Here is a 23884-nt window from a genome sequence, read left to right as displayed (position 1 = left end):
AATGAAATTGGATATTTCATGAACCACACATGTGAGAACATATATGAAGATATAAATATGTTTATATACAATGGCTTAGATAAAAAAATTCAACTTGATGCTCATTTTGATAAAAAAAAACAGAGGAACTGTTGATGTGAGTGTTTTGTTGATGGGCGTGTCGGAAATATAAAAAATCTGTATATTTGCTTGCAAGTATAAAAGGTGGTCGTTTAGCTTGTTTTTTGGTCTGCTTTATTTTTGAAATTTTCAACGAAATTTTTGCTAAGCATTCAAGATATCCTTGGTTTTACTCTTTTTTGCTTGTTTTTTGTACGTTTTGGCGAGTTGTATATTACTCAATTAATAAAATTTACGCTTGGATACAAGTATTATGGTTGATGAATTGAAAGAGTAGATGCATAAGGGAGATAAAAAGCAAAGAAGAGCGCTAACTCGCTTGAGTATAAAGATTCAATTGCTGGTTAGCGCGACGATTTAAGCGGCGGGATATTACTTTAAGAGCGTTTTTTAAGCTTCAGCTCTTTTCTTAGCTGCTTAATATAGTCAATACGATTTGGATTGGCTGGTGCTGCGTCAACTTTTAGTTGTTCAAGTGCCTGTGCCTCGCTTTCAGTAACACATCGGCCATTGACCCGGATATGGGGGGCCTTGGTATCTATGGTTGCTTGCTCAGAAGCATCTTCTTGTGCCTTTGCTAACGCCTCGCGGGCTACACTTTGGTTGGTTGGTTCCTGGACAGTATACTGACGGCGAAAAGTCCCCTTGGTAGAAGGTTGAGCTTTTTGGTCACGTTGTTTAAGAAAGTTATCTAAGTGGTCACTAAAACTCATAAGATTACCTGTCAGGCTATTTGGTATTACTTGGTTCGATAACATCGATTATATGCTTGAACGTGAGAAGCAACAAATGCTATTCGCTGATTATATACCCTGACAAATCTGCTCACTGATCAGCTGTGGATCTGGCAAGGTGAGGTACTGCTGCTCAAAGTCTTTTAGTGGCATTGGGGCACCAAAGTAATACCCCTGAAATTCCTCTACCCCGATGCTGGCCAGGAATTGCTCTTGTGCCTCGGTTTCTACACCTTCGGCAACAACGATCATCTCGAGGTTATGGGCAAGCTCAACGATAGAACGAGTGATCGTAATGTTATCCTTGTTTTTAGGTAAATCTTTAACGAACTCACGATCAACTTTCAGGATATGGACCGGGAAGCGGCTGAGATAGGCTAACGATGAATAACCGGTACCAAAATCATCGATCGCGATTTTAACACCAAGTGCTTCCAGTCCTCTTAATCTATCCAGTGCAGCTTTGACATCTGCCATGATCACGCTCTCGGTGATTTCAAGTTCTAGATATTGCGGATCGCAGCCAGTTTCTTCTATTGCCTTGCTTACCGTCTCGACTATGTTGGAGTTCAGTAATTGGCGAGCAGAAATATTGAGGGCAAAATGAAGTAAATGGTTGTCATCTTGCCACTGTTTTAGCTGACGGCATGCTCGTTGGATCAGGTCTTCTCCCACTTCGATAATGAGCCCGGAATATTCAAGAATAGGGATGATATCAAGTGGAGACTGTATTTCGCCATTTTCATCCTCCCAACGAAGCAGGGCTTCAATACCGCAGAGGTCATGGGTGATCGCATTTACTTTGGGTTGGTAGTAGAACTGGTATCTATGGGTGCCAATTGTTCTTCTTAACTCAGATTCAAGCTGGATACGCTTGATACTGTCCAGTCCCATCTGTTGGGTAAAGAAGCAAAATTTGTTACGGCTTTCTTCTTTGGCTCGGTATAGGGCAATGTCGGCATTCTTGAATAAGGTCTCAACACTATCACTGTCATCGGGGTACAAGCTAATTCCCATACTGGCGGTAATAAACAGCTCTTTGTTATCAATACAAAGAGGCTTACTGATATGATGAATAATACGGTTTGCCATATTGACCAGATTCTCGGGCTCCACTTCTTGTTTGATGATAATGGCGAACTCGTCTCCACCTAATCGAGCAAGAAGATCATCGCCGCGTAGCGAGTTGCTGATACGCTTTGAAACTGCGAGGAGGACTTTGTCACCGGTTTCATGGCTTAGCGAATCGTTGATTTTCTTAAAATGGTCAAGATCGATGGCGAGCAAAGCTATGCTGCCGTGGCTTGTTTTGGCATCTTCGATGGCTTTTTCCAGGTATTGCTGGAGCAACGTTCGGTTGGGTAGTTCGGTTAAGATATCGTAGTGTGCAAGTTTGTGCAGCTTACTCTCAAATAGTACGCGTTCAGTGATATCCTTTCCTGTTGAGATATAGTGGCTTATCTTTCCTCGGTTGTTAAGAATAGGGGAAATGGTTTTTTCTTCGTAGAGAATACAGTCGTCCTTTTGCCTTCGTGCTAGTACACGCTGAATTGTCTGGCCATCTTTTAACTGCTTCTGAACTTCTCTGACATCTGTATCATTATTTAGTGTTTGCTTGAGAAGGTTGGATGACTGGGAACCAATGATATCTTCGGACTTCATGCCGGTGAATTTTTCAAAAGCTCGGTTGACATATTCAATAATACCGCGATGGTTGGTGATGATAATCGAATCGTTGCTCTGCTCTAGGGCGCGAGACATGCTTTTAAGCTTTTCCTCGCGTTCAATCCAATAGGTCACATCTCTGAAGTTCAACAGGATTTCACTGCTTGAACTGTAGGTTGTCTCGGTTGCTACAAACTCAATGTGTCGTGTTTTGAGGTTTCTTAGCTGGATGCGTGTTTTCACCGGCCGCGGATTGTTTCTGGTCTTATTTTCGTGAACATCGTCAACTAGCTGCCTGATTTGTTCACGGTTTTTGTGTCCGCTGATGAGTTTTAGAAGGCTCTTTCCCTTGGCTGACTGATCATTAATATTAAGAATATGCGCTGCAGCCTTGTTGATGCTATTGATTGTCATATCTTGATTGACTGTAATGAGGCCGTCAGGTGCATGCTCCAGTACAGTGGCATATTGAAGTGCGACATCTTCGATATTTTGTTTTAGGCGCTTTTCGTGACGGAGCATTTGCAAAAGGTGCCAGGCCAGGACAATACAGCCCGAAACCAATGTCATGATCAAGAGGGAGAAAATAGTAAACTTCAGAATTCGCTGTTGTGAAAATGCGAGGTCAAAAACAGCTTCATTCATATTGATGTGCGAAATGATCGTCCATGGTAGATCTGTACCATCAAAAGGAAGCGTGAAAAGCTCATCTCCTAAGAACCTGTCACCAGAGAAAAATCGGGTAAAGGTATAGAGATGATCCTGTTTAAGTACCTGCCCGCTTTCACCTTTCTGGATTTGCTCCCACAGATTAGGGTGGGCTTCGAAGAAGTCTTGCCCGTTTGTTTTCTGCCGTGATGGCATGAATTGCCAGGCACTGTCTGATGTAGGACCCAGCAACCAGCGCCCTTGGTTATTGATAAGCCAAGATTGTCCGCTGTTCCAGTCATATTGGTTATCCAGCTCAGTTAGATAATCGCGGCCGAGATAATTAAGCGCGATTAGCCAGCTTTCACCGTTGATAGTGAAGTGACTGATAAAGCGAAGCATGGGTTTGATGGGCGTTTCAATTTCCCCATTTTCTATGTTCAGGTCAAACTGTGATGTATAGAAAGTGCCGGGTTTGATCTTAAGTGACTCTTGTACATATGGCCGTAGGCTTTTATCCTGAAGCTGGCTTTCCTGAACACGATATGCCTTGTCGTCTTTCATATTGATACGAATAACTTCTTGGCCTTGAGCATTAATCAGTCTTATTTGATCGTAATAGGCTCGAGTCTGAGTCATGCGCTTGAAGGTATTGGCAAGAATATCTTTCTTTTCACTGCTACTGTGTGTGCTGATACTGACCTCATCGGCTTTTTGAGTCAGGTAGCGCAGATCATCAATAATGGGGGCGAAATGCAGCCGCGTGATATGCAGGGCTGACTGGTGAAAACTGCGTTCTCTCTCCTGTATCCGTTGCTCTAGTTGAATCACATCACCATGATAGATATAGAAAGCAGCCGCTGCTGTTATTGATAATAACGGCAGTAGCAGTGCCAAAAAGCGGAGAAAAGCTAGCTTCATATATCATCCATGATCTCATTGAACACTTATCTGCTAACAGTATAGTGTGGCAATGAAAAAAGGCGCATATGAATAGTAGTAATTTCACGCTTGATCACATGAATAGGGGGCAACTTGCTGTGTATTGGTGACTGATAACTAGACAGGGCTAAGAAGATGAGGAGGAAGGTGTGCGTCATAAAGTTGACGCTTCTGGGTTTATTTAAATATCTCAAATAAGCGGGAATACCATAACTAATACAGCGCCTTTTAAGCAGCAAAAATTCATATGAAATCACGCGCATTTTTCTGCTTCTATATTTGGTACAGGATTAAAGGTTCTGTAATAAATAAGTATACAGCCGGGAACTTTTCACCTATTTTCTAACCAAATAATGCCATTAAGGCATATTTATGACGTGTATAAAACAGGTGTGGTGTGAAAAGCAAACAAACAGGATTTATTCGCCTTATTTACGCAACGAAATACTCTTGGTTAGGTCTGCGTGCTGCCTGGCGTTGCGAAGCAGCTTTTAGGCAAGAGTTGGTCGCATTTTTGATTTTGTCCCCTATCGCTCTATTTCTCCCCGTAACTGGATTGGAAAAGTTATTGCTGATTGGGTCTGTGGTCGCGGTTATTGTAATTGAGTTATTAAACTCAGCCATTGAGGCTGTTGTTGATCGTATCGGCTTGGAAAAGCATGATCTTTCCGGCCAAGCGAAAGACATGGGCTCAGCTGCCGTGCTGCTTACACTTATTATGGCGATATTAACTTGGGTGTATATCGTTTCTTCAACCATGGTTTATTAACACCCGGTTAAATTACAGGATGTAACAATGACAAATATTGTCAAAAAGCGACTGGGTGTGATTTACCCAATTGCTACTGCTTTTTTTATTTTTCTTTTCTTGCTCTCTTTATCCCGCCTTGGCTTGAGCCTATGGCAGAGTGATCGTGTTTCGGACGCTAATGGTTGGTTAGATATCATTGTTAGCGGCATTCGTATTGATATCGCAACACTCAGTTATCTGCTTATATTACCCGGGCTCTTGACGTGTCTTTTAGCCGGTAAGGGAGTCATTGGTAGAACGTGGCTGTTTGCGTTGCGGTTATGGTTAGTCGTGGGTCTGTGGCTGCTGGTATATATGGAGCTGGCGACACCATCATTTATCATGGAATATGATGTCCGTCCTAACAGGCTGTTTGTCGAGTACTTGATTTACCCCAAAGAAGTGTTTGGTATGCTCTGGAGCGGCTATAAAATTGAGCTGTTTATCGGAGCTGTTGTCAGCATGGCAACGATTTTTTTCGGCTGGAAGCTGACTCGCCATTTGGTATCAGGCCTTGTTTTTCCTCGTTGGTACTGGCGCATCCCTTTGGGGTTCCTGGTTGTTGCTCTGGGGGTTATGGGGGCAAGATCGACTCTTGGACACCGTCCGCTTAATCCTGCCATGGTCGCCTTTGCAACCGATCCGCTGGTGAATGATTTGGTTCTGAATTCGTCGTATTCAATGGTGTTTGCTGTGAAGCAAATGTCAGCGGAAGATAGCGCGAGCAAATATTACGACAGCATGGATCGTGACGATGTTATAGACCTTGTCCGTCAGTCTACAGGTCGAGAGAGCAAAGCGTTTATCTCCGATGACATCCCGACGATGGCCTACCATCCTGCAAGCTATAAAGGGAAGCCCAAGAACCTTGTAATCTTGCTGCAGGAAAGCCTCGGGGCTCGGTATGTTGGCGGTTTGGGTGGCATGCCGCTTACACCGAACCTTGATGGCCTGATGCAGGAGGGGTGGAACTTTACCCGAATGTATTCAACAGGCACCCGCTCGATACGTGGTATTGAAGCCGTTATAACCGGTTTTTCGCCAACACCTTCACGTGCCGTGGTTAAACTTGGCAAGAGTCAGACAGGTTTCTTTACGATTGCGGGTTTATTGCGGAGCAAAGGTTACCATACCCAATTTATATACGGCGGAGAGAGCCACTTCGATAATATGAAGAGCTTCTTCCTAGGTAACGGCTTTGAGGACATGCAGGACTTTCCGACTTTTGAGAACCCGACTTTCGTTGGTTCTTGGGGTGCGTCTGATGAGGATTTGTACCAGAAAGCCCATGAGCAATTTACCAAGCTGGCTACGTCAGAGAAGCCGTTCTTCAGCTTAGTGTTTACGTCTTCTAACCATAGTCCATTCGAATATCCGGATGGCCGTATAACGCCGTATAATGAGCCGAAGCAAACGCGAGAAAATGCGGCGAAATATTCAGACTATGCATTGGGAGAGTTCTTTAAGCAGGCCAAAGAGTCTGACTATTGGAATGATACCGTTTTTGTCGTCGTTGCTGACCACGACTCACGCGCATATGGCAGTCAATTGGTGCCTATCGATAGTTTTCATATTCCTGCTGTCATCGTAGGTAAGGATATTGAGGCGAAACAGGATTCGCGTCTGGCCAGCCAGATTGACCTTCCTCCTACGTTGCTGTCCCTTATCGGTGTCGATAGCTATAACCCTATGATAGGTCATGATCTAACCCAGGATGTCGAGAGCAAGGACTTGCGGGCAATGATGCAGTTCTACAAGAACTTTGCCTGGATGGATGATAATAATAATGTCGTCATTTTCCAGCCGGATAAGGGGCCGAAAGGGTTTGAATACAATAAGGATACCTCCGTTCTCATTGAGCAGGCGCAACCGAAAAAGATGGTGAAGATGGCGCATGCCAACGCTCTTTGGGGCAGCCTTGCCTATCAGAATGATTACTATAAGCCTCAGGATGAAAAATAAGCGATAAGGCATATGGCAAAGCAGAAACGTTCTGCTTTGCCATCAACTCTCATTTCTATTGAATTACACTCCCTAACTGGTTAGCTCCTGCAGTAAATCGCAGATGGCATTTCCGACCCCAGCTGCTGACTGAGGATTTTGACCTGTTATAAGCCGACCATCAGTAACAACATTGGCACTCCATGGCGGTTGCTCGATATATTTGGCACCATTGATAATCAGTTCATCCTGAAGGGAAAACGGAACAACTTCGGTTAATTGTACTGCCTCTTCTTCAGCGTTGCTAAAAGCCGTAACTTGTTTGCCATCAATAAGCAATGTATCGTCAGACAGCTTGATATTGAGTAGGGCAGCAGGGCCATGGCAAATGGCTGCGACGATCCCACCTTGTTCGTAAATGGTTGCCGCTTTGTCCTGTACATCCGGGTCATCGGGAAAATCCCACATGGTTCCATGACCACCAGCAAAGACAATGGCCTGATAGTCACTTGGATCGATATCATCCAGCGAAGGACTGTTTTTAAGTAGCAGGGTCAACTCAGGCGTTGACATAAATCGTACATTTAGCTTGTCTTCTTCGTCCCAGCTACGTGGATCAACAGGGGCTTCGCCGCCCTGGATCGAAACAATGTCGGTCTGAATTCCTCGATCAGCAATAGCGTAGTAGGGGTGGGTGAGCTCTGATAGCCAAAAACCGGTTTTTTCTTCTGTCTCACCCATTTGCGAGTGACTGGTCAATACAATTAATGCTTTTGCCATGTTCCAGCTTCCTCTTTGTTTGCCGCAATGCCTCATTGGAGCTCTTAAAGAAGTGTATACCTAAAGTGGGTATGTACGAGAAGGTATCTCAATGGTTGTGAAAATGTCTTAATGCTCAGATGGTTAGTGAAATCATGGTTCTACCTTGTGATGGAGTTGAAGCATTTGATGATGAGAATGATAGCTATATTGTTGATTTGAAAACTGATATTACTATTCGTTGTTGATGCAGTTTTTATAAGGAAAACGACAGTGTATATCGGTGAAATCGCCAAGCGTACCGGAGCCTCTCCAAAAGCTATTCGATTGTACGAGACCATGGGGTTGCTCACTCATGTCCTGCGAGAAGGTAGCTATCGGGTTTACAACACCGAGGATGTTGAGTTCGTCAAACTCATCAAGCAGGCCCAACAGCTAGGTATTAGCTTAACTGAGCTAAAGAAGCTGGTGGTGAGCCGTAACACACTTGACTGGTACGCGGTGATAGAACTACTGGACCATAAGCAGCGTAAGGTTAATGCCGAAATCGAGGCGCTGAAGGAGATGAACAAACAGATATCCATGTATCGGACTGAAATTGAGGAGTGTCTAAAGAACCTTTAGTCGGTTCGCGATGACCCTAAACTGACAGAGAAGGGATAACTGCAAATTTTTGGGGCAAAAAAGCACATTTGTGTTCAGACGTTGATGAGCAATTTTGTACATGTGGCCATAGTTTTGTGAAATGCCCCGAAGACTTACCATGCAAATGATAAGACAGAAAGTGGAAGCGTAAATACGCTTGCTGCCTGCGGGAACTGCTGTCAAATTCCTTACAAGTTGATGTGTAAGGAGGCGAAATGAAGTGGTTTGTTCGGTTTAGCGCGGGTTTGGTTTGCATTTTTGTCTTGCTGGTGGGAGTTGTTATGTTGTTACCAGCTCCGGAGATACCAGAGCCCGATGGTGAGCATAAAGTTGGAGTGACTGAGTTTGAAGTGCAAGATGGGGATAGCTTTGTTCATGTGACTGCCTGGTATCCTGCAGTAAATAATGCAGAGGGTGAACGGTTACCCTATATGCCAGCCTATTTAGCCGAAGCATTAGGTAAGCAACAGGGCTTTCCCGGAGAACTGATGACGGATGAACGCCTTACAAAGTCGATTATTGATGTAGAGGTGTTGGCCGGACAACATCCTGTTCTTCTCTTTAATCACGGCTACGGCTCTTTTGCGCAACAAAACTTAACCAATATGGAGCAGCTGGCCAGTCATGGCTTTGTGGTTCTGGCACTAGGCCATCCTGGTCATAGTCTGATTGTGAAGCGCGTAAATGGTGATCTTGTGCCTCAGCAGCAGAGCGTTGCTATCAGTGCCGATGATTTTGATGCCGACATTGCAAACAGAATTTCGATATCTATTGAGCGTATACGTCAGAGCCAATCATTGGTTGAATGGCAGCAGAAATCGCAACAGTATGAGCAAGACCTCATGAGAAAAGCGGTAAGTAATTTTCAACCGTGGTTGAAGAACAATCAGCTATTATTGGATGCACTGCCGGATATTGCCAGTGGTATACGACAAACGCGGTTAACTGGACATCTGGACCTCAACAAACTTGCTGCTTTTGGTCACTCTTTCGGTGGTTCCATGGCATCACATTTGGCGATGAACGATGAGCGGGTGAAAGCTGGATTTAATTTAGACGGTCAGCATTTCTCATTCTCGCTAAAACCGGATAATAATGCGCCGGTTTGTTTTGCCTATACGACTGACACCCAGTTAGAAGGTGTGACTCATGATTATTCATGGATGGATCAGCAAGTAGCAAAGGCGAATTCAGGCGGTGGTTGTGAGGCCGTATTTACGGGGGCAGCGCACATGAATTTCAGCATTCTGAATCACCTCCCGTATCTAAAATATGCAGGTATCCTTGGCAGTATCGACTCAGAGGTAATGCATAACGCCAGCAATGCTATGCTGGTTCAATTCTTTGACCAGCATCTGAGACAAGGCCCGGAGATGATAGCACCTGCAGGTATTGAGTTGCGGATATACTGAGGGAGTCACTGAATCTTAACGATCGAAACCGAGGCTCTGAAGGCGTTGAGTGAACAGATATCTTTGTATCGTACAGAAACTGAATATTGCCTTCAGAGCTTTAAATCACTTATATATCAAACGAAAAAAGCTTATTGACTCTTTCCCTAGGGGCAAGGTTTATGCTGCCCTCAGTTATAGAGGAAGAGCGTTATGAGCCGAAAAATACTGGTAATCAATGGAAACCCGAAGGCAAACAGTTTTTGTCATGAGTTAACTGAGCAATACGTTTTATCAAGCCGGAATAAGCATCAAGTAAAGGTGCTTGCTCTCAGTGAGTTGACGTTCGAGCCTGATTTGCACCATGGCTATGATGAAAATCAGCCCCTTGAAGCTGATCTGAGCGAATTTCAATCGCTGCTGAAATGGGCCGAGCATGTGGTCTTTATTTTTCCGGTGTGGTGGGGGGGAATGCCAGCCAAGTTAAAGGGGCTGATAGACCGGACTTTTTTATCTGGTTTTGCCTTTAACTATCAAGAAGGCAAGATGACTCCAGACAAGCTTCTTAGCGGGCGAAGTGCCGATATTATTCTTACTATGGATACACCGCCTCTTTATTATCGTTGGATTCAGGGTAATCCGGTCTACAAACAACTTAAGAGAACAGTGTTGGAGTTCTGTGGCATCAAAGTCGGATCGCCAACCTATATCGGTCCGGTTATTAGCTCATCTGAACAGCAACGAGAAAAATGGAGTAAGCAAGTTTCCGCTCTTGCAGCGAAGTTGTAGCTTTCAAAGGTAAAAAGCCCCGGGCCACGGTTTAATATGTGGGTCGGGGCTTTATGTTACTTACCAGCTAAGAGCAGAGGCTTAGTGTATTTCGATTGGTCCGCCGAATGACGTCACTGGCGGTACCTCACCGGTGAATTTCTCGAAATCAACCAGACAAGTATTGGCACTGGTTGCCTGAGCAAGCTCGGATGACGGGATATCCTGAGTCAAGGTGTTCGGATCGCCATAGGTACAAACCGCACCGACTTTCTCGTTAAGCGGACCATACCAGGCACCTTCTTCAATACGGATCACGCCGCGAGCATAGCTATCGGTGAGTACCGCACCGGCAAGAAGCTGGCCACGGTCATTAAATACACGAACGATATCGCCATCTTTAATGCCTTTTTCCGCTGCATCTTTCGGGTTGATGTAAACCGGTTCACGACCTTTTACTGCATAAGTTGCGCGGTACTCTTCCGATTCACACATCTGGGAGTGCAGACGTTTGTCAGGGTGACAAGATTGCATCCAGAACGGGTGTTTTTCAGAGCCCGGACCACCGTGGGAGCGCTCACTTTTCTCAAACCACATTGGGTGGCCCTGACAGTGCTCGTAACCGAAACGGTCGATTTTACGGCTGGAGATCTCGATGAAGCCTGATGGTGTACCTAGTGCATTGATCTCTGGGTCTTCACGGAAGTCGGCATGACGAACCCATGGTTTACCCTCACCAAAATCTAGAACGCCTTTTTCCCAGAACTCATCAAATTCAGGCATATCGAATGACGCTTTGTTTGCCTCGCGACAATCAGCGTATAGCTTGCGTACCCATTCCATCTCGTCCATACCACGGGTGTATTCCTTATGGCGACCGAAACGGCGAGAGAGCTCAGTGAAAATCTCGAAATCAGTCTTAGACTGATACAGTGGATCAACCAGTTTGTGCATGGCAATCAGACCGCGACCACTGTATGAGCCGTAGACATCGATATCGTTACGTTCGAACTGCGTACAGGCCGGCAGTACGATATCTGAGAAGCGGCAGGTAGCCGTCCAGGCGAAGTCTACGGTGACAACTGTCTGCAGCTTCTGGAACGCTTGCTTCATGCGGTTGCGATCCTGATGATGGTGCCAAGGGTTGTTGCCGCTGATCACCATCATCTTATAGTCCGGCAGAATCACCTTAGAGCCGTTGTATTTGATTTCTTTACCAGGCTCTAGCAGGCAGTCAACCCAACGGGCAACCGGGATAGTACGGCTGTAGCCATTGAAATCATTGTTGTCCCATTTAGGCTTTTGGCCTTGGTCAACGTTACGCGGGAAACCACCGGGTGCAGCGAAGCCTGTTGAAGGAACACCGATAGAGCTGTAGTGGTGGCCGTAGGAGACGCCACCGCCAGGCAGACCAATCTGGCCCACCATTGCAGCAATAACAGCACCCATCCAATATGGTTGCTCACCATGCTCCTGACGTTGGATACACCAGCCAAACAGGATTTGGGTACGGCCATTAACCAGCATACGGGCAAATTCACGGATCTTGTCGGCATCGACACCACAGATCTCAGCCGCCCATTCAGGTGTCTTCTCGATCTTGTCTTTGCTCGTACCCATGAAGTAAGGCACAAAGTCATCAAAGCCCAGGCAGTATGTTTTGATGAACTTTTTGTCGTATAGCTCTTCGGTGTACAGGGTGTGCGCCACTGCAAGCATGAATGCAACGTCAGTCTGCGGGTTAATGTACATGTGGTCGTTACCAAGGTAACGCTGAGTTTTGTTCTTAACCGGGTCAACTGAAAGGACGTTGATCTCGCCGTTGGCTACTTTCTCTTTCAATTTCTCCAGGTAAGCATATGACTCGTGAGTTTCACAGTTCCAGCCAACCTGCAGGTTTTTAACCGGGTCAGTTGCCCAAAGTACGATGTTCTTACTGTGGTCAAGGATCTCCGACCAAGACGTACCTTGTGCATAGACTTCGGTTGAACCGAGTATATAAGGCAGGATCGTCTGACCGGCACCTGTAGAGTAGTCACCCACTTTGGTAATGAAGTTACCGTGCATACCAACGGCACGTTGCATGTGGCTGGTACAGCTGTGGAACTGGCCCGTCTGGCGCCAGCCGGTTTGACCGGCGTGAAGTGCCCAAGGACCGTAATCTTTCTGAACTCGCTCTAGCTCGCGGTAGAAAAGATCCAGAGCCTCATCCCAGGTGACACGGATGAAGCGGTTGTTACCACGGGTTTCGCCACTGTATTTGTGCTTTTTCAGCCAGTCCAAGCGCACCATTGGGTAACGGACACGTGAGGGGCTATAGATAATGCCCTTAATGCCGTTCATCATATCGGTTGGGTGCTTATCAAGCTCTAATGGTTTGATTTCCTGAACCTTGCCCGCATAGATGTGGGCACGGAAAGCCCCCCAGTGTGAGCCCGACATTTTCCATGTTCCGGTGGTTTCCGCGGCAGTTGCCTTGGCTGAAGCCAGTAGGCTAGGGCCAATGACGGAGACGGCACTTGTGGTTGCCAGACCTTTAAGAAAACTTCTTCTGCTAACAGACATACTTAAAATACTCCATCAATCTCTTAGTGGTGGCCGTCAGAAAAATCTGATGAATGTTTTTGTAGATACTTCAGTACCAGCGCTTTGCTATCGGTATCGAAGTTAACGAATGCCATCATGCCGTTAAACATGCCAGGCCAGGTGTTGGCATCAAAGTGTGCCTCATCAGGTTGGGTATGACATACAGAACAGTTCGTTTGGTATGACTGTTTCGCCTGATCCCAGATTGGTTGTACATCATCAAGTAATGCTTCTTTCTTCATCCACAGCTTGGCGGTAACACGCTGCCATGGCAGACCGGTCAGGTCGTCTTCTTTACGCTCGAACTTCTCGACGATCTGATCGTTGGTGGCAGATTCTTTAAGCAGCGAGGCAACGGCGATGTTCATACCGAAGTCTTCCTGGATAACACGGCCGAAGCCTTTATCTTTACGCCAGCCAGATACTTCAACCTGGATTGCATCATTAGACTGGTCGATAATTTTCACCGAAGACGCCGGGTTTAGCAGACCGGCTTCTGTTGCCAGGCTTTTCTCTTCATAAAGCGGCAGATGACGAACACTGATGTACTCTTGGCCGGTCGTGAACTTGGTGTTAGATGCAAGTTGTTCAAGCTGAGAAATCATTCCGCCGGTGCTGTCCATATTTTTCGGCAGGTTGTGCGCGATACCTTTGTGACAGTCAATACAGCTCTGGTCGCGCTCTGCAGCCTGCTTCATCTGAATGCGAGCGGTTGGGCGCATGTTATCGAAATCCATGCTCTCGTAGTTGTGGCAGTTTTTACATTCAAGAGATTTGTTGGCAGAGAAACGATCCCATTCGTGCTGGGCTAGGGTAATTCGGCGTTCTTCGAATTTTTCACGGGTGTCTAGATCACCAAAAAGTTGGGCGAACACTTCTTTACTTGCCTGCATTTTACGGGCGATTTTTGCTGTCCAGTCATGAGGAACGTGACAGTCAGGGCAGGTTGCACGTACACCAGAGGTATTTTTCCAGTGAACAGTTTCCTGCAACTCCTGGTAAACATTGTTTTCCATTGTGTGGCAGCCAATACAGAATTCTTCGGTATTGGTTGCTTCCAGTGCAGTATTAAATCCACCCCAAAAAATGATACCGGCTAGAAAGCCGCCTAGTGTTAGTACACCAAGACTGATATGGATACTTGGACGAGACAACGTCTGCCAAGTTTTGGTTAATAATGATTTCATATCGGGTTCTCTTATTGTTGATTCTGGTTAGTATCGTGAAGGAGTTAGCCGCCGTGACCAGGAGGACCCAGGAAAAACACCTGCATCATCCACACAAAGAAGCCATATCCACCTACTGTCATAACGCTGAGAATAGGGAAGAGAACGACTGTGATTAAAAAGAAAGTGCGCCATTCAAGCTTTCGCTTGTCTTGGCTTGCTGTGCTTATGCCATTGTTCATAGAGCTACCTGTATATTATTTGTTTAACAAAAAACAAAGAATGAATTTTACAATTCTATTTTTAGCAAGATCATAAAATATATATTTACAGCAATTCAATTAGGTTGGCGGTATTAATATATTTAATTGTTATGTTTTTTGATCCTCAACGGAAACATGAATAAGAATAAAATGGTTGTGATTCTTTATATTTACTTGTTAATAAATGTTAATGGATAAATAAAATATAATCGGCTTGGTATATGTTTATTAATTGTTGTCGAGGTGTGGGTTGTGTTGCTCAGGTGTTAATTCTTACTGATTATAAACGGGGTCTGTCAGGTTATGATTATGCGTTAACGATATTAGCAACTTACGGGTTATTTCCAATTACCATAAAGAAGTAAGAGATGTGAATCAACTATGAATAAGTGTAAATGTGCATATGAATATTATTGTGGGGGTAGTCGTGAGGCTAAATAATAACAAATATCATTTGGAAGGTTGATTTCTTAATGGTTCGGTCTTCATATAAAAATAAAACCAGCTGCGTTAGCAACTGGTTTTTTTTATGAATTTCTATAGGTAGGTATATTAACGTGCAGTTTCAAATGCCAGTGCTTTCTTTTCAACTTGGCGAAAAGCGATGGTAAGCATACCGTTTACAGTGAGATAGAATAAACCGGCAACGCTAAATACAACCAGCGTGTCATAGGTTTGGGCATTAATACGCTGGGCATACCCCATGATGTCCATAATGGTAATTGTGCTTGCGAGCGACGTACCCTTAAATAGTAGGATCACTTCGTTGGAATAGGCTGGAATAGCGCGCCGTATTGCGTAAGGCAAGAGCACACCTAGGGTTGCCTTTTTCCCCATGCCCAATGCCTGACAGGCATGCCACTGGCCGGGAGGAATGGCATTGAAAGCGCCCTTAAATAACTGAGTACTGTATGCTGCCGTGTTCAAGGCCAGCGCAAGCATTGCACAAAACCAGGGCTGGCTGAGCCAATCCCAGAAGATACTTTCACGAACTGCATCAAACTGTCCCGGCCCATAGTAGATGAGGAAGATCTGTACAAGCAGCGGTGTGCCGGTGAAAAGGGTGATCACACCGCGACTTAGCCAGTGAACAACAGGTGTACGTAGGATCAGCGTCAATGTCATTAACAGCGCCAGCAGACAGCCGACAAATAGAGAAACGGCGGTGAGTTCAATACTGGTTATGAGGCCTTCGAGAAGTTGCCAGAGATGCTGTTGGTTCATGCTGATGCTCCTTGTGCACTGCTCAGCCCTTGTGCGCTAAACTTTTTGTCCATTACCTTTACTGCTTTTTGAGTGATCAGGGTGATCACCAGATAAATGGCCGCTGCACAGGCATACCAGGTAAAACTCTCGTGGGTGGCGGCGGCAGTTAGCTGAGCCTGTTTCAAGAGATCAGTCACACCAATGAGTGAAACCAGCGCAGTATCTTTGAGGAGAACCAGCCATTGGTTAGTGAGCCCCGGCAGCGCGTGGCGGACAGCCTGAGGAAGCACTATCCGGATAAATGCCTGAAACTTGCTGATCCCAAGGGCACTGGCGGCTTCACGTTGTCCATTAGGAACTGCTTTTAATGCACCACGCAATGTTTGGGCGGCATAGGCGGCAAATATCAGCGACAGGGCAATAACGCCGGACAGAAACGGACTGACTTCGACATAATCACCCGTCACAATGAACAATACCTGCGTCGAGCCAAAGAAAATGAATAGCACAACCAGTAATTCGGGCAGACCACGCAGAATAGTAACCAGTGCGGTTGTCGGCCATGAGATAAAGCGGTAACGGGACATTTCGCCCCCGGCAAAAAGTACCGCTAATACAAGTCCTACCAACAAGCTGGCAAAAGCCAGCTGCAATGTCAGCCAGCCAGCTTCTGCCAGGGTAAGCGCATAACCTGATAACGCCATATTACTTACCGAAATACTTGTCGAAGATCACCTGGTATTTACCGTTCGCTTTCACTGTTTTCAACGCGGTGTTTAGTTTATCTACCAGCTCTTGGTTGTTCTTGTTTACGGCGATACCGAAACCGTTACCGAAATACTGTGCATTGGTGACCTGCTCTCCTACGTAGGCAAGCTTATTGTTCTTTTCAAACCACTCAGCAACGACAGCGGTGTCACCAAATACAGAATCAATACGGCCGTTTTGCATATCGATGAATGCATCTTGATAGCTTGCATAAGGGACTGCAGTCACACCGTCCATTTGTTCCATCAGGTAGCTCTGGTGGGTTGAGCCGTTCTGGACACCAACACGTTTACCAACCAGAGCTTTCTGGCTGTTAACCTTGCCTTCAATAGCAACGAAAGCCGCTGAGTTCTCGTAGTAGGCGTTAGTAAAGTTGACCTGCTGCAAGCGCTGCTCGGTGATATCAATACCGGAAATGGCTGCATCATAACGACGGAATTTCAGCGCCGGGATCAGGCTGTCAAACGGCTGGTTATGGAAAGAACACGTTGCCTTGAGCTCTTCACATAGCGCATTGGCCAGATCGACATCGAAGCCCTGAATCTGGTTGTTTTCATCAACATACTCGAAAGGGGCGTAAGTGGCTTCCATGGCAAACTTGATTTCTTCCTGAGCTGCTGACTGAAATGAAACCAGGCCGATTAGGGAAGCTAGTAGAACTTTTTTCATCGCGATACTCCGTGCATAACTGTGCTCTGCATCGTTGGCAAGAATGATGCAGGAAATTAGGTAATAAAAATAAAGGGATAAATCAGTGTGTCAGGTACTCGGCAAATTCCGGCGTGGTCGGATTGATGAATGCCTCTTTGCTGCCGTGTTCGACAATTCGACCTTGTTCAAGGTACAAAACATGGCTGGCTATTTTTCGGGCAAAATCGACTTCATGTGTTACCACAACCTGAGTAATACCGGTTTCACTTAATTGATTAATGATCTTGACGACCTGGTTGGTGATTTCCGGATCCAGTGCAGCTGTTGGTTCATCGAACAATAAAACATCCGGCTTCATCATCAGAGCACGGGCGATCGCAACACGTTGCTGCTGACCACCTGATAGCTGTAACGGCCAGGCATCAGCCTTGTCTTCAAGCTGAAGAGTCGAAAGGATTGCGAGTGCATCCGTAACTGCTGCTTCTTTGTTAATCCCTGCTACTTTGATTGGGGCTTCTATTAAGTTTTCCAATACCGTCAGGTGAGGCCACAGATTGTATTGTTGAAAAACCATGCCAACCTTACGGCGCAGTTTCAGTCCTTCCTTCTCTGCGACAGACGCACCGAAATTGAATTGCTCGCTGGCAATATGTAATTCACCGCTGCTGGCTGTTTCAAGGAGATTCAGGATGCGTAGCAATGAGCTTTTACCGGCACCACTAGGACCGAGCAATACTAGGGTATCGCCCTTGTCACAACTGAAGTTCACATCATGAAGAACCTGCGTGGGTCCGTAGAATTTATTGATATTGGTTACTTGAATACTCATGCTGACATACTGCATTAATCGTCATTAGTTTTTTATATTACCTAAAGTGGGATCTTATGCAAGAAAAATGTATAAATAATCTCTTGTGTTATATGATTGTTTATTAATTGTTTGATTGTTGGTGTTTATTGCTGGTTTAACCAGTCTGTTAGAGCTGGTTTGTTAAATAATGGTGTGAGGGAAAAGGAAAGGCTAAGTGGGGGGTGAGATTTTAGTCATCTTTTTCTTGGTTGGGAAGGAGAGGGGCACTAGATATAACAAGGCCACCCGGAGGTGGCCAAGAGAGGGGGATTAGATTAAAAATGGAATTTTATGCAGTCTGCGCGTTTTGAAGCGACTGTCTGCGGGCTTGGACAACCAACGCATAGCCCATCAGCGCGACAAAGGCGGTCGCAAACATTGTCGAGGTGACAGTGATCAATCCGTATACGGAGAGTGCCGATACGATACCACTGGCTGCGAAACACACCATGGTTTGCAGGAAGTTCAGCAGACCTGCAGCCGTTGCACTGCAGTTTTTAAAGTCTTCCAGTGCTTTGCTGATAATGATTGGGTAGATAGCACCATTAGCTACTGCCAGCAGACAGAATGGCACTAAGATTGGCCAGATAGTTGTTGGTTCAGTGTTGACCGAAATCAGGAACATAACGGTAACGCTGGTAATGAACAGCTTCAGGATCCAAGGAAGAAGCTGCTGACTGTCGAACTTGTTCAGCAATGTTCGGCAGCCATAACCGCCGATAATAAAGGCAACAGTCTGAGGTGCATAACTTAAGCCGATGTCTGAACCTGAGTAGCCCATCTCTGACATGACAAAAGGTGAGCCTGTCAGGTAGGCAAAGAAAGCCGCAGAACAGGCTGCAAAAATCATCATGTTACCAATGAATTTTTTTGAGCTAAGGATTTGCTGGTAATCGCGACGTAGCTGAACGCTGATCTTTTCCTGCTTCTTTTCTAAATTTGCGCTTTCAGGCTCTTTTAGTGTCATAACGGACAAAACTGCCCCAAAACCAACAAGTGCAATAAAGATACTGCGCCAACCAAACTGGTGTTCAAGTAATGCACCAGCAAGCGGAGCAAGCGCAGGAGATAATGCCACAAGAGGCATTATAGTGGCAAAGACACGCTCCGACACTTTTCCTTCGTAGCGATCCACTACTACAGCCTGCCAGATAACCGTTGCACTACAAGCGCCTAGCGCTTGAGCAAATCGAGCAACCAGCAAGAACTCGACGTTCGGGGCGAAAGCACAAAGTACAGATGCAAGGCTGAATAAAATCATCCCTCCCATCAGAACTTTAATGCGGCCGACACGATCGGAGAGTGGTCCGTAGATAAGTTGTCCTAAGGCCATACCAAGCAAGAAAATACTTAATGACAAACCTATAAGTGATTGTGATGTATTGAAATCTGACCGCATTGTTTCAAAAGCAGGCAGGTACATGTCAGTTGCAAGGAAACCCAGCATACTTAGACATGCAAACCAAAATATGGTGATTTTTGAAGGTTGTTTGTTCATAAAAGAAGACTTTATCTGTATTACATTTGCGGCCAGTTTAATCTTGCTTTGTTTCACTGTGAAACGGTAATATTTAAACATTGCTTTCAAAAAATTTGATTCGTTATGTTTTCATACAATGATTTGCAAGTTATTGATGTTGTGGCCAGAAGAGGCAGTTTTTCTGCTGCTGCGGAAGAGTTGCATAAGGTTCCAAGCGCAATCAGTTACACGGTAAGGCTAATAGAAGAGCGTCTTGCTGTTGATTTATTTGTTAGGTTACACCGACAGGTACAGCTAACACCTGCCGGTGAGTACTTTGTTGAAGAGGCGCGCGATCTAATAAAACGGATGGAACAGATAAAATCTCAAACCCAGCGTGTTGCCAATGGCTGGTCCCAGAGTGTGTCGGTTGCCCTCGATACCGTGGTGAGGGAAAGCCGGGTGAATACCCTGGTGCGAGATTTCTACCGGGAGTTTCCTGACGTCGAGCTGCATTTGTCGATGGAAGTATATAACGGTGTATGGGATGCACTGGCTGGCGGTAGGGCGGATGTGGTAATCGGTGCAACCGCAGCAGTTCCTGTCAGTGGTTCGTTTGATTACAGGGATATGGGAAGCCTGAATTGGAAATTTGTGGTAGCGCCCGATCACCCTCTGGCGGTGGCAGAATATGATATCGAGCCTGAGGAGCTGGTGAAATATCCGGGTATCTGTATCGAGGACACGTCAAGGGTGCTGCCTAAACGTATCACCTGGGTGATGGACAACCAACGTCGCCTGATGGTGCCTAACTGGTACAGTGCTATTCAGTGCTTGAAAGCCGGATTGGGGATTGGTGTTGTACCTGAGCATATGGCGCTGCCGCGGATTGTTGCTGGAGAGCTGGTGGAAAAACAGTTGGCAACCAAACTTGCTGCCAGCCCGTGTTGTTTGGCCTGGAATAAGGAAAGCCGGAATCCGGCGATTGACTGGCTGTTGGAATATTTAGGGGATAGCGAGCAGCTTCACCGTGAATGGATGAGATAAACACGGGAAATAGCTCGCTGCAAATAGTTTGCCGAGATGGCGAGCTTCAATCGAACCTTATTTATCTGCAGGTTCAGCCTGCTCACTGTCAGTTGACTGAGGCTGGGCTTCTGGTGTCTCGGGCATCGCTTCTTGCTGCTGGGCAGCTTCCGCTTCCATCTTTGCGCGTTCTGCCTTAGAGATATAGCGAGGCTTGTTGCTGCGATGAAGCTTGGCATTTTTTTTCTTTAGCTTCTTTTTCAGTACTTCGTTGATTTTTTTCTTGCGGTTCATCGTATCGGTGCCTGCTTGTCAAAGTAAGGCGGTGATTGTAGCGGTATCCAGATCGAAGACAAGTACAATCTTAGCTTTTATCAGTGACAGATAGGGTGAGTTTGTCCAGTAGGCATATGTTATTGTGGCATGGAACGATAATATCAATCGCTAAGCAGGATCCAATCAGCCCCGGTGAAACGGGGCTGGATGAGTACCTGAGCCGAGCGAGGGCTACGCTTTGGGAAGTGTATCTTTAAGTGTTTGGTAACCTGCCCAAATTCGAGTGGCTGTTGTGATCCAGCAGAGCGTGCCGAATATCCAGGCAATAACAGCAAAGTGCTGGGGGAGGAGGCAGAACAGCACGAAACAACCAATGGTTTCGGTGCCTTCTGTCAGTCCGCCGATATAGTAAAGGGATTTCTGTTTATAAACAGGGCTTTCGATATTACGTTTGCTAGCCATAATGGCAAAGGCGAGAAAGCTTGAACCTGTTCCGATGAACGAAAAGATCAAAAAAGCCCCGGCAACGGCATTGGCTTCAGGATTAGCAAGAACGAATCCGAACGGCACCATCGAATAAAACAGGAAGTCAAAGGTGATATCTAAAAAACCGCCGCAATCGGAGATCCCCTGCCTCCGGGCCACCGCCCCGTCGAGCCCGTCAAAGATCCGGTTGAGCAGGATAAATGCCAGCGCCCAATAGTATTCTTGCATCATTAAAGCAGGCAGCGCCATCAAGCCGAGAATAAATCCTGCAATGGTGATTTGGTTGGCCGTGATCCCCAGTTTGTCCGGTAGGGCAGAAAAGGTTTGTAGTGGCCATCGAATGACCTTGATGGCATAGCGGTCTAACATAGTGTTTCTCTTCAGTCCTGAGGTGTGTCGGTCCATGGCCAGCGAAGTACGCTGCCATCTTCGGGTATATCATCATCGTCATGGGTGACCATCAACGCGGGGATTTGTTGTTGTCTTATCTGGTTGAAGACAAAACTTCTGAACTCGCAGCGTAGGGCTTTGTCGAGCTTGCTAAACGGCTCATCAAGCAACACTGCATGTGGTTTGGATAATAACATACGCATTAAGCTAACACGGGCCCGTTGTCCGCCTGATATCTCCGTCGGCATCTTATTGGCCAGTTCCGGCAGGCCAATTTGTTGTAGCGTTTCTAGTGCTTTTTTCTTGCGCTCATTTCCCCGGATTGTTTTGGGTAAGCCGAAAGCCAGGTTTTCCCAGATATTGAGATGCGGAAACAAGAGATCATCCTGGAACAAAATGCCAATACGGCGCTGATCGGGCGCCATGTCTATCATACTCTGCCCGTCTAGAGTAACCGTTCCCTTGAGGACGAATTCCGGGCTCAGGTGGCCGGCAATGGCGCTGAGTAAAGTTGACTTACCACAGCCGCTGGGGCCCATCAAAGTGAGAATACTGCCCGGTTCAACAGAAAAGTTTATTGGCTGAAACAAGTGTTGCTCATCATTACTTATAGTGAGGTTTTCCACAGATAATATCATCCGGGCGTTCTCTCCGTTGTTGCTGAGTTCGTCGGGTAAAGCGGGCAGAGTAGCGACTTGCCGCGATAGCCAAGGTAAAGAATAGGAAAGGTAATACTCCCTGCAGTAGGCCATAGATCGCACTGACACGGCGATCCTGTCCGCTGGCAAGTGCTACCGCCTCTGTTGTGAGGGTAGAAATACGGCCGGCACCGAGCATTTGGGTCGGCAGGTATTGGGCAAGACTGACACTTACCCCGACAGCCAGGCCTAGCCAAATCGCCGGCAGTAACAGCGGGCGCTTGACACGCCACCAGGTTTGCCAGCCATTAAGGCCCAGGCTTCGGGCGGATTGATCTAGGCGAATATCGTAATTTCGCCATGGACCATCCAATGCCAGATACAGGTATGGGAAAACGAAAAACAGATGACTCCATGCGACCCAGAGCCAATACCACTGGCCGGGAATTAAATAGGTTGTTATTTGAATACCAAATAGCAGCGATAACTGAGGAAGTACCATAGGAAGCGCAATAAGCCAGCTCGGTATTGCCCGCTGGTATTGTTGGCGGTACTCAAGGCAGGCAATAGCCAAAACCAGGGCACAAAGACTACTCACCAACGCCAGACTGAGACTGTTGGCAGCAAGCTCGACTAGTGACAGAGACTCCTGCTGCCAGAAGCGAAGACTATACCGGCTCGGCAATAAGTCAGGAAACCGCCAGCGATGGGCAAAAGACCAGAGTACTAATACCGGAATCACCAGAACAGGGATCAGAACAAACGGCGCATAGCTTGGAAAGCGCAGCTTAGGATGGGGCAGGTGCAAATTGCGGCGAATCTCTTTTGATTGGCGTGGACGGTCGATTTGCCATTGGCGGCATCGTTGTAGCAGGAGCCACTCTGCCAAACGGATGAACCCGAGTGTCAGCAGGGCAAGGCCCAATAAAACGATAGCGCCGACTGCGGCTCGCGGAAGCAATGTCAGTTCAGGTTCATTGAACCACTGCCACACCAGTACCGAGAAGGTAGGCGGTCTGGCCGGCCCTAAAATAAGTGCCACATCGACAACCGAAATACCGTACGCCGCGACGGCAAAAATCGGCAGTCGCATGCCCGGCAGCCACTGGGGCAAAATAACCTTTAGCCAGCTTTCCTTATGGCTATATCCCAATCCGGACGCAACAGCGGTCAGGCGGTTGACCTTAATTTGCTGAAGGACAGAAATGCTCATCAACAAAAGGAACGGGGTTTCCTTGATGGCAAGGGCCAGCAGGAGGCCAATGCCATACTCGTCTTTGATTAAGCTAAACCAGCCATTGGTATCAAGGCCCATGGCCTCAAGCAATCGGAAGAACCAGCCTGCAGGGGCAAAAGTAAATGCAAAACCGATGGCAAAGGCGACATGAGGCATCGCCAGCATGGGAGATAGAGAATGTTCCACCCGTTGCCAGTGAGGGCTATTCCAGTATTGGCGAAGGATCAGAAAGCAAAACAGAACCGCCAGTCCGGTACTGCCAAGGCCCGTAAACAGTGTTAGCCAAAGGGACTGTGTTAGAGCCGGCCATTGGATAACTGCATCAAAAGCAGACAGATTAGGGGTGGTTAGTCCTAAAGGCGGAAGCCAGGAAAAGGCGGGAATTAAAATACCTAGTACCCCGGGTACGAATGGCAGCGCGCAGAGAGCAAGGGTGAAAAGGTATAGCAAACGAATCATAAACAACCTAATGAATGGGT

General features: G+C 46.4%; 21 protein-coding genes. 6 read left to right on the top strand and 15 right to left on the bottom strand.

The window, feature by feature from the left end:
• Positions 1-497 precede the first annotated feature (497 nt).
• On the bottom strand, positions 498-833 hold the full coding sequence (locus BIT28_RS25825) for a hypothetical protein (protein ID WP_075767835.1): 336 nt from the start codon (positions 831-833) through the stop codon (positions 498-500).
• Positions 834-923: 90 nt separating this feature from the next.
• Positions 924-4088 (bottom strand): sensor domain-containing protein, encoded by a 3165-nt coding sequence (locus BIT28_RS25820; protein WP_075767834.1) that lies wholly within the window; start codon positions 4086-4088, stop codon positions 924-926.
• Positions 4089-4506: 418 nt separating this feature from the next.
• Here BIT28_RS25820 and BIT28_RS25815 point away from each other — a divergent pair, with 418 nt between their 5' ends.
• Together BIT28_RS25815 and BIT28_RS25810 are read left to right on the top strand one after the other, a co-directional pair.
• Positions 4507-4878 carry a diacylglycerol kinase gene (locus BIT28_RS25815; protein WP_075767833.1) on the top strand — a complete coding sequence of 124 codons (372 nt, stop codon included), beginning with the start codon at positions 4507-4509 and terminating at the stop codon, positions 4876-4878.
• Positions 4879-4905: 27 nt separating this feature from the next.
• Positions 4906-6861, top strand: coding sequence for an LTA synthase family protein (locus BIT28_RS25810; protein ID WP_075767832.1), 1956 nt, complete (start codon positions 4906-4908; stop codon positions 6859-6861).
• A gap of 72 nt (positions 6862-6933) precedes the next feature.
• Here BIT28_RS25810 and BIT28_RS25805 read toward each other — a convergent pair whose 3' ends face one another.
• Positions 6934-7620 carry a type 1 glutamine amidotransferase domain-containing protein gene (locus BIT28_RS25805; RefSeq protein ID WP_089153726.1) on the bottom strand — a complete coding sequence of 229 codons (687 nt, stop codon included), beginning with the start codon at positions 7618-7620 and terminating at the stop codon, positions 6934-6936.
• 252 nt (positions 7621-7872) lie between these two features.
• Here BIT28_RS25805 and BIT28_RS25800 point away from each other — a divergent pair, with 252 nt between their 5' ends.
• The 3 genes from BIT28_RS25800 to BIT28_RS25790 all read left to right on the top strand — a co-directional run bounded on the left by BIT28_RS25800 (position 7873) and on the right by BIT28_RS25790 (position 10424).
• Positions 7873-8223 (top strand): MerR family transcriptional regulator, encoded by a 351-nt coding sequence (locus BIT28_RS25800; RefSeq protein ID WP_075767831.1) that lies wholly within the window; start codon positions 7873-7875, stop codon positions 8221-8223.
• A gap of 236 nt (positions 8224-8459) precedes the next feature.
• Positions 8460-9656, top strand: a complete 1197-nt coding sequence (locus BIT28_RS25795; protein ID WP_075767830.1) for an alpha/beta hydrolase — start codon at positions 8460-8462, stop codon at positions 9654-9656.
• A gap of 192 nt (positions 9657-9848) precedes the next feature.
• On the top strand, positions 9849-10424 hold the full coding sequence (locus BIT28_RS25790) for an NAD(P)H-dependent oxidoreductase (protein WP_075767829.1): 576 nt from the start codon (positions 9849-9851) through the stop codon (positions 10422-10424).
• An 81-nt stretch (positions 10425-10505) separates the two neighbouring features.
• Here the strand turns inward: BIT28_RS25790 and torA are convergent, their stop codons facing one another.
• The 8 genes from torA to punC form a co-directional block, all read right to left on the bottom strand.
• The gene (gene torA, locus BIT28_RS25785) at positions 10506-12968 is read right to left on the bottom strand and encodes a trimethylamine-N-oxide reductase TorA (RefSeq protein ID WP_075767828.1); all 2463 of its coding nucleotides are present in this window, start codon (positions 12966-12968) and stop codon (positions 10506-10508) included.
• A 23-nt stretch (positions 12969-12991) separates the two neighbouring features.
• A complete protein-coding gene (gene torC, locus BIT28_RS25780; protein ID WP_075767827.1) occupies positions 12992-14176 on the bottom strand; it encodes a pentaheme c-type cytochrome TorC in 1185 nt (394 codons plus the stop codon).
• A gap of 44 nt (positions 14177-14220) precedes the next feature.
• A complete protein-coding gene (gene torE, locus BIT28_RS25775) occupies positions 14221-14397 on the bottom strand; it encodes a trimethylamine N-oxide reductase system protein TorE (RefSeq protein ID WP_075767826.1) in 177 nt (58 codons plus the stop codon).
• Positions 14398-14970: 573 nt separating this feature from the next.
• On the bottom strand, positions 14971-15642 hold the full coding sequence (artM, locus tag BIT28_RS25770; protein WP_075767825.1) for an arginine ABC transporter permease ArtM: 672 nt from the start codon (positions 15640-15642) through the stop codon (positions 14971-14973).
• The gene (gene artQ, locus BIT28_RS25765) at positions 15639-16328 is read right to left on the bottom strand and encodes an arginine ABC transporter permease ArtQ (protein ID WP_075767824.1); all 690 of its coding nucleotides are present in this window, start codon (positions 16326-16328) and stop codon (positions 15639-15641) included. Before artQ ends, artM begins: the two co-directional genes overlap by 4 nt.
• Before the next feature lies 1 nt (position 16329).
• The gene (locus BIT28_RS25760; protein WP_075767823.1) at positions 16330-17061 is read right to left on the bottom strand and encodes an arginine ABC transporter substrate-binding protein; all 732 of its coding nucleotides are present in this window, start codon (positions 17059-17061) and stop codon (positions 16330-16332) included.
• 82 nt (positions 17062-17143) lie between these two features.
• Positions 17144-17872 (bottom strand): arginine ABC transporter ATP-binding protein ArtP, encoded by a 729-nt coding sequence (gene artP / locus BIT28_RS25755; protein ID WP_075767849.1) that lies wholly within the window; start codon positions 17870-17872, stop codon positions 17144-17146.
• A 310-nt stretch (positions 17873-18182) separates the two neighbouring features.
• On the bottom strand, positions 18183-19391 hold the full coding sequence (gene punC, locus BIT28_RS25750) for a purine nucleoside transporter PunC (RefSeq protein ID WP_075767848.1): 1209 nt from the start codon (positions 19389-19391) through the stop codon (positions 18183-18185).
• Between the two features lie 105 nt (positions 19392-19496).
• Here punC and punR point away from each other — a divergent pair, with 105 nt between their 5' ends.
• Positions 19497-20399, top strand: a complete 903-nt coding sequence (gene punR, locus BIT28_RS25745; RefSeq protein ID WP_075767822.1) for a DNA-binding transcriptional activator PunR — start codon at positions 19497-19499, stop codon at positions 20397-20399.
• A 57-nt stretch (positions 20400-20456) separates the two neighbouring features.
• Here the strand turns inward: punR and BIT28_RS25740 are convergent, their stop codons facing one another.
• The 4 genes from BIT28_RS25740 to BIT28_RS25725 form a co-directional block, all read right to left on the bottom strand.
• Complete coding sequence (locus BIT28_RS25740) at positions 20457-20672, bottom strand: DUF2986 domain-containing protein (protein ID WP_075767821.1); 216 nt, start codon at positions 20670-20672, stop codon at positions 20457-20459.
• Between the two features lie 213 nt (positions 20673-20885).
• Positions 20886-21509, bottom strand: coding sequence for a CDP-alcohol phosphatidyltransferase family protein (locus BIT28_RS25735; RefSeq protein ID WP_075767820.1), 624 nt, complete (start codon positions 21507-21509; stop codon positions 20886-20888).
• An 11-nt stretch (positions 21510-21520) separates the two neighbouring features.
• Complete coding sequence (locus BIT28_RS25730) at positions 21521-22168, bottom strand: ATP-binding cassette domain-containing protein (protein ID WP_075767819.1); 648 nt, start codon at positions 22166-22168, stop codon at positions 21521-21523.
• The gene (locus BIT28_RS25725; RefSeq protein WP_075767818.1) at positions 22134-23864 is read right to left on the bottom strand and encodes an ABC transporter permease; all 1731 of its coding nucleotides are present in this window, start codon (positions 23862-23864) and stop codon (positions 22134-22136) included. Before BIT28_RS25725 ends, BIT28_RS25730 begins: the two co-directional genes overlap by 35 nt.
• Between the last annotated feature and the right edge of the window lie 20 nt (positions 23865-23884).

The organism is Photobacterium proteolyticum (assembly GCF_001939735.1).
Taxonomy (GTDB): domain Bacteria; phylum Pseudomonadota; class Gammaproteobacteria; order Enterobacterales; family Vibrionaceae; genus Photobacterium; species Photobacterium proteolyticum.
Note: the sequence above shows the minus strand (reverse complement) of the source record. Positions and strands in the feature narration are given on the sequence as shown.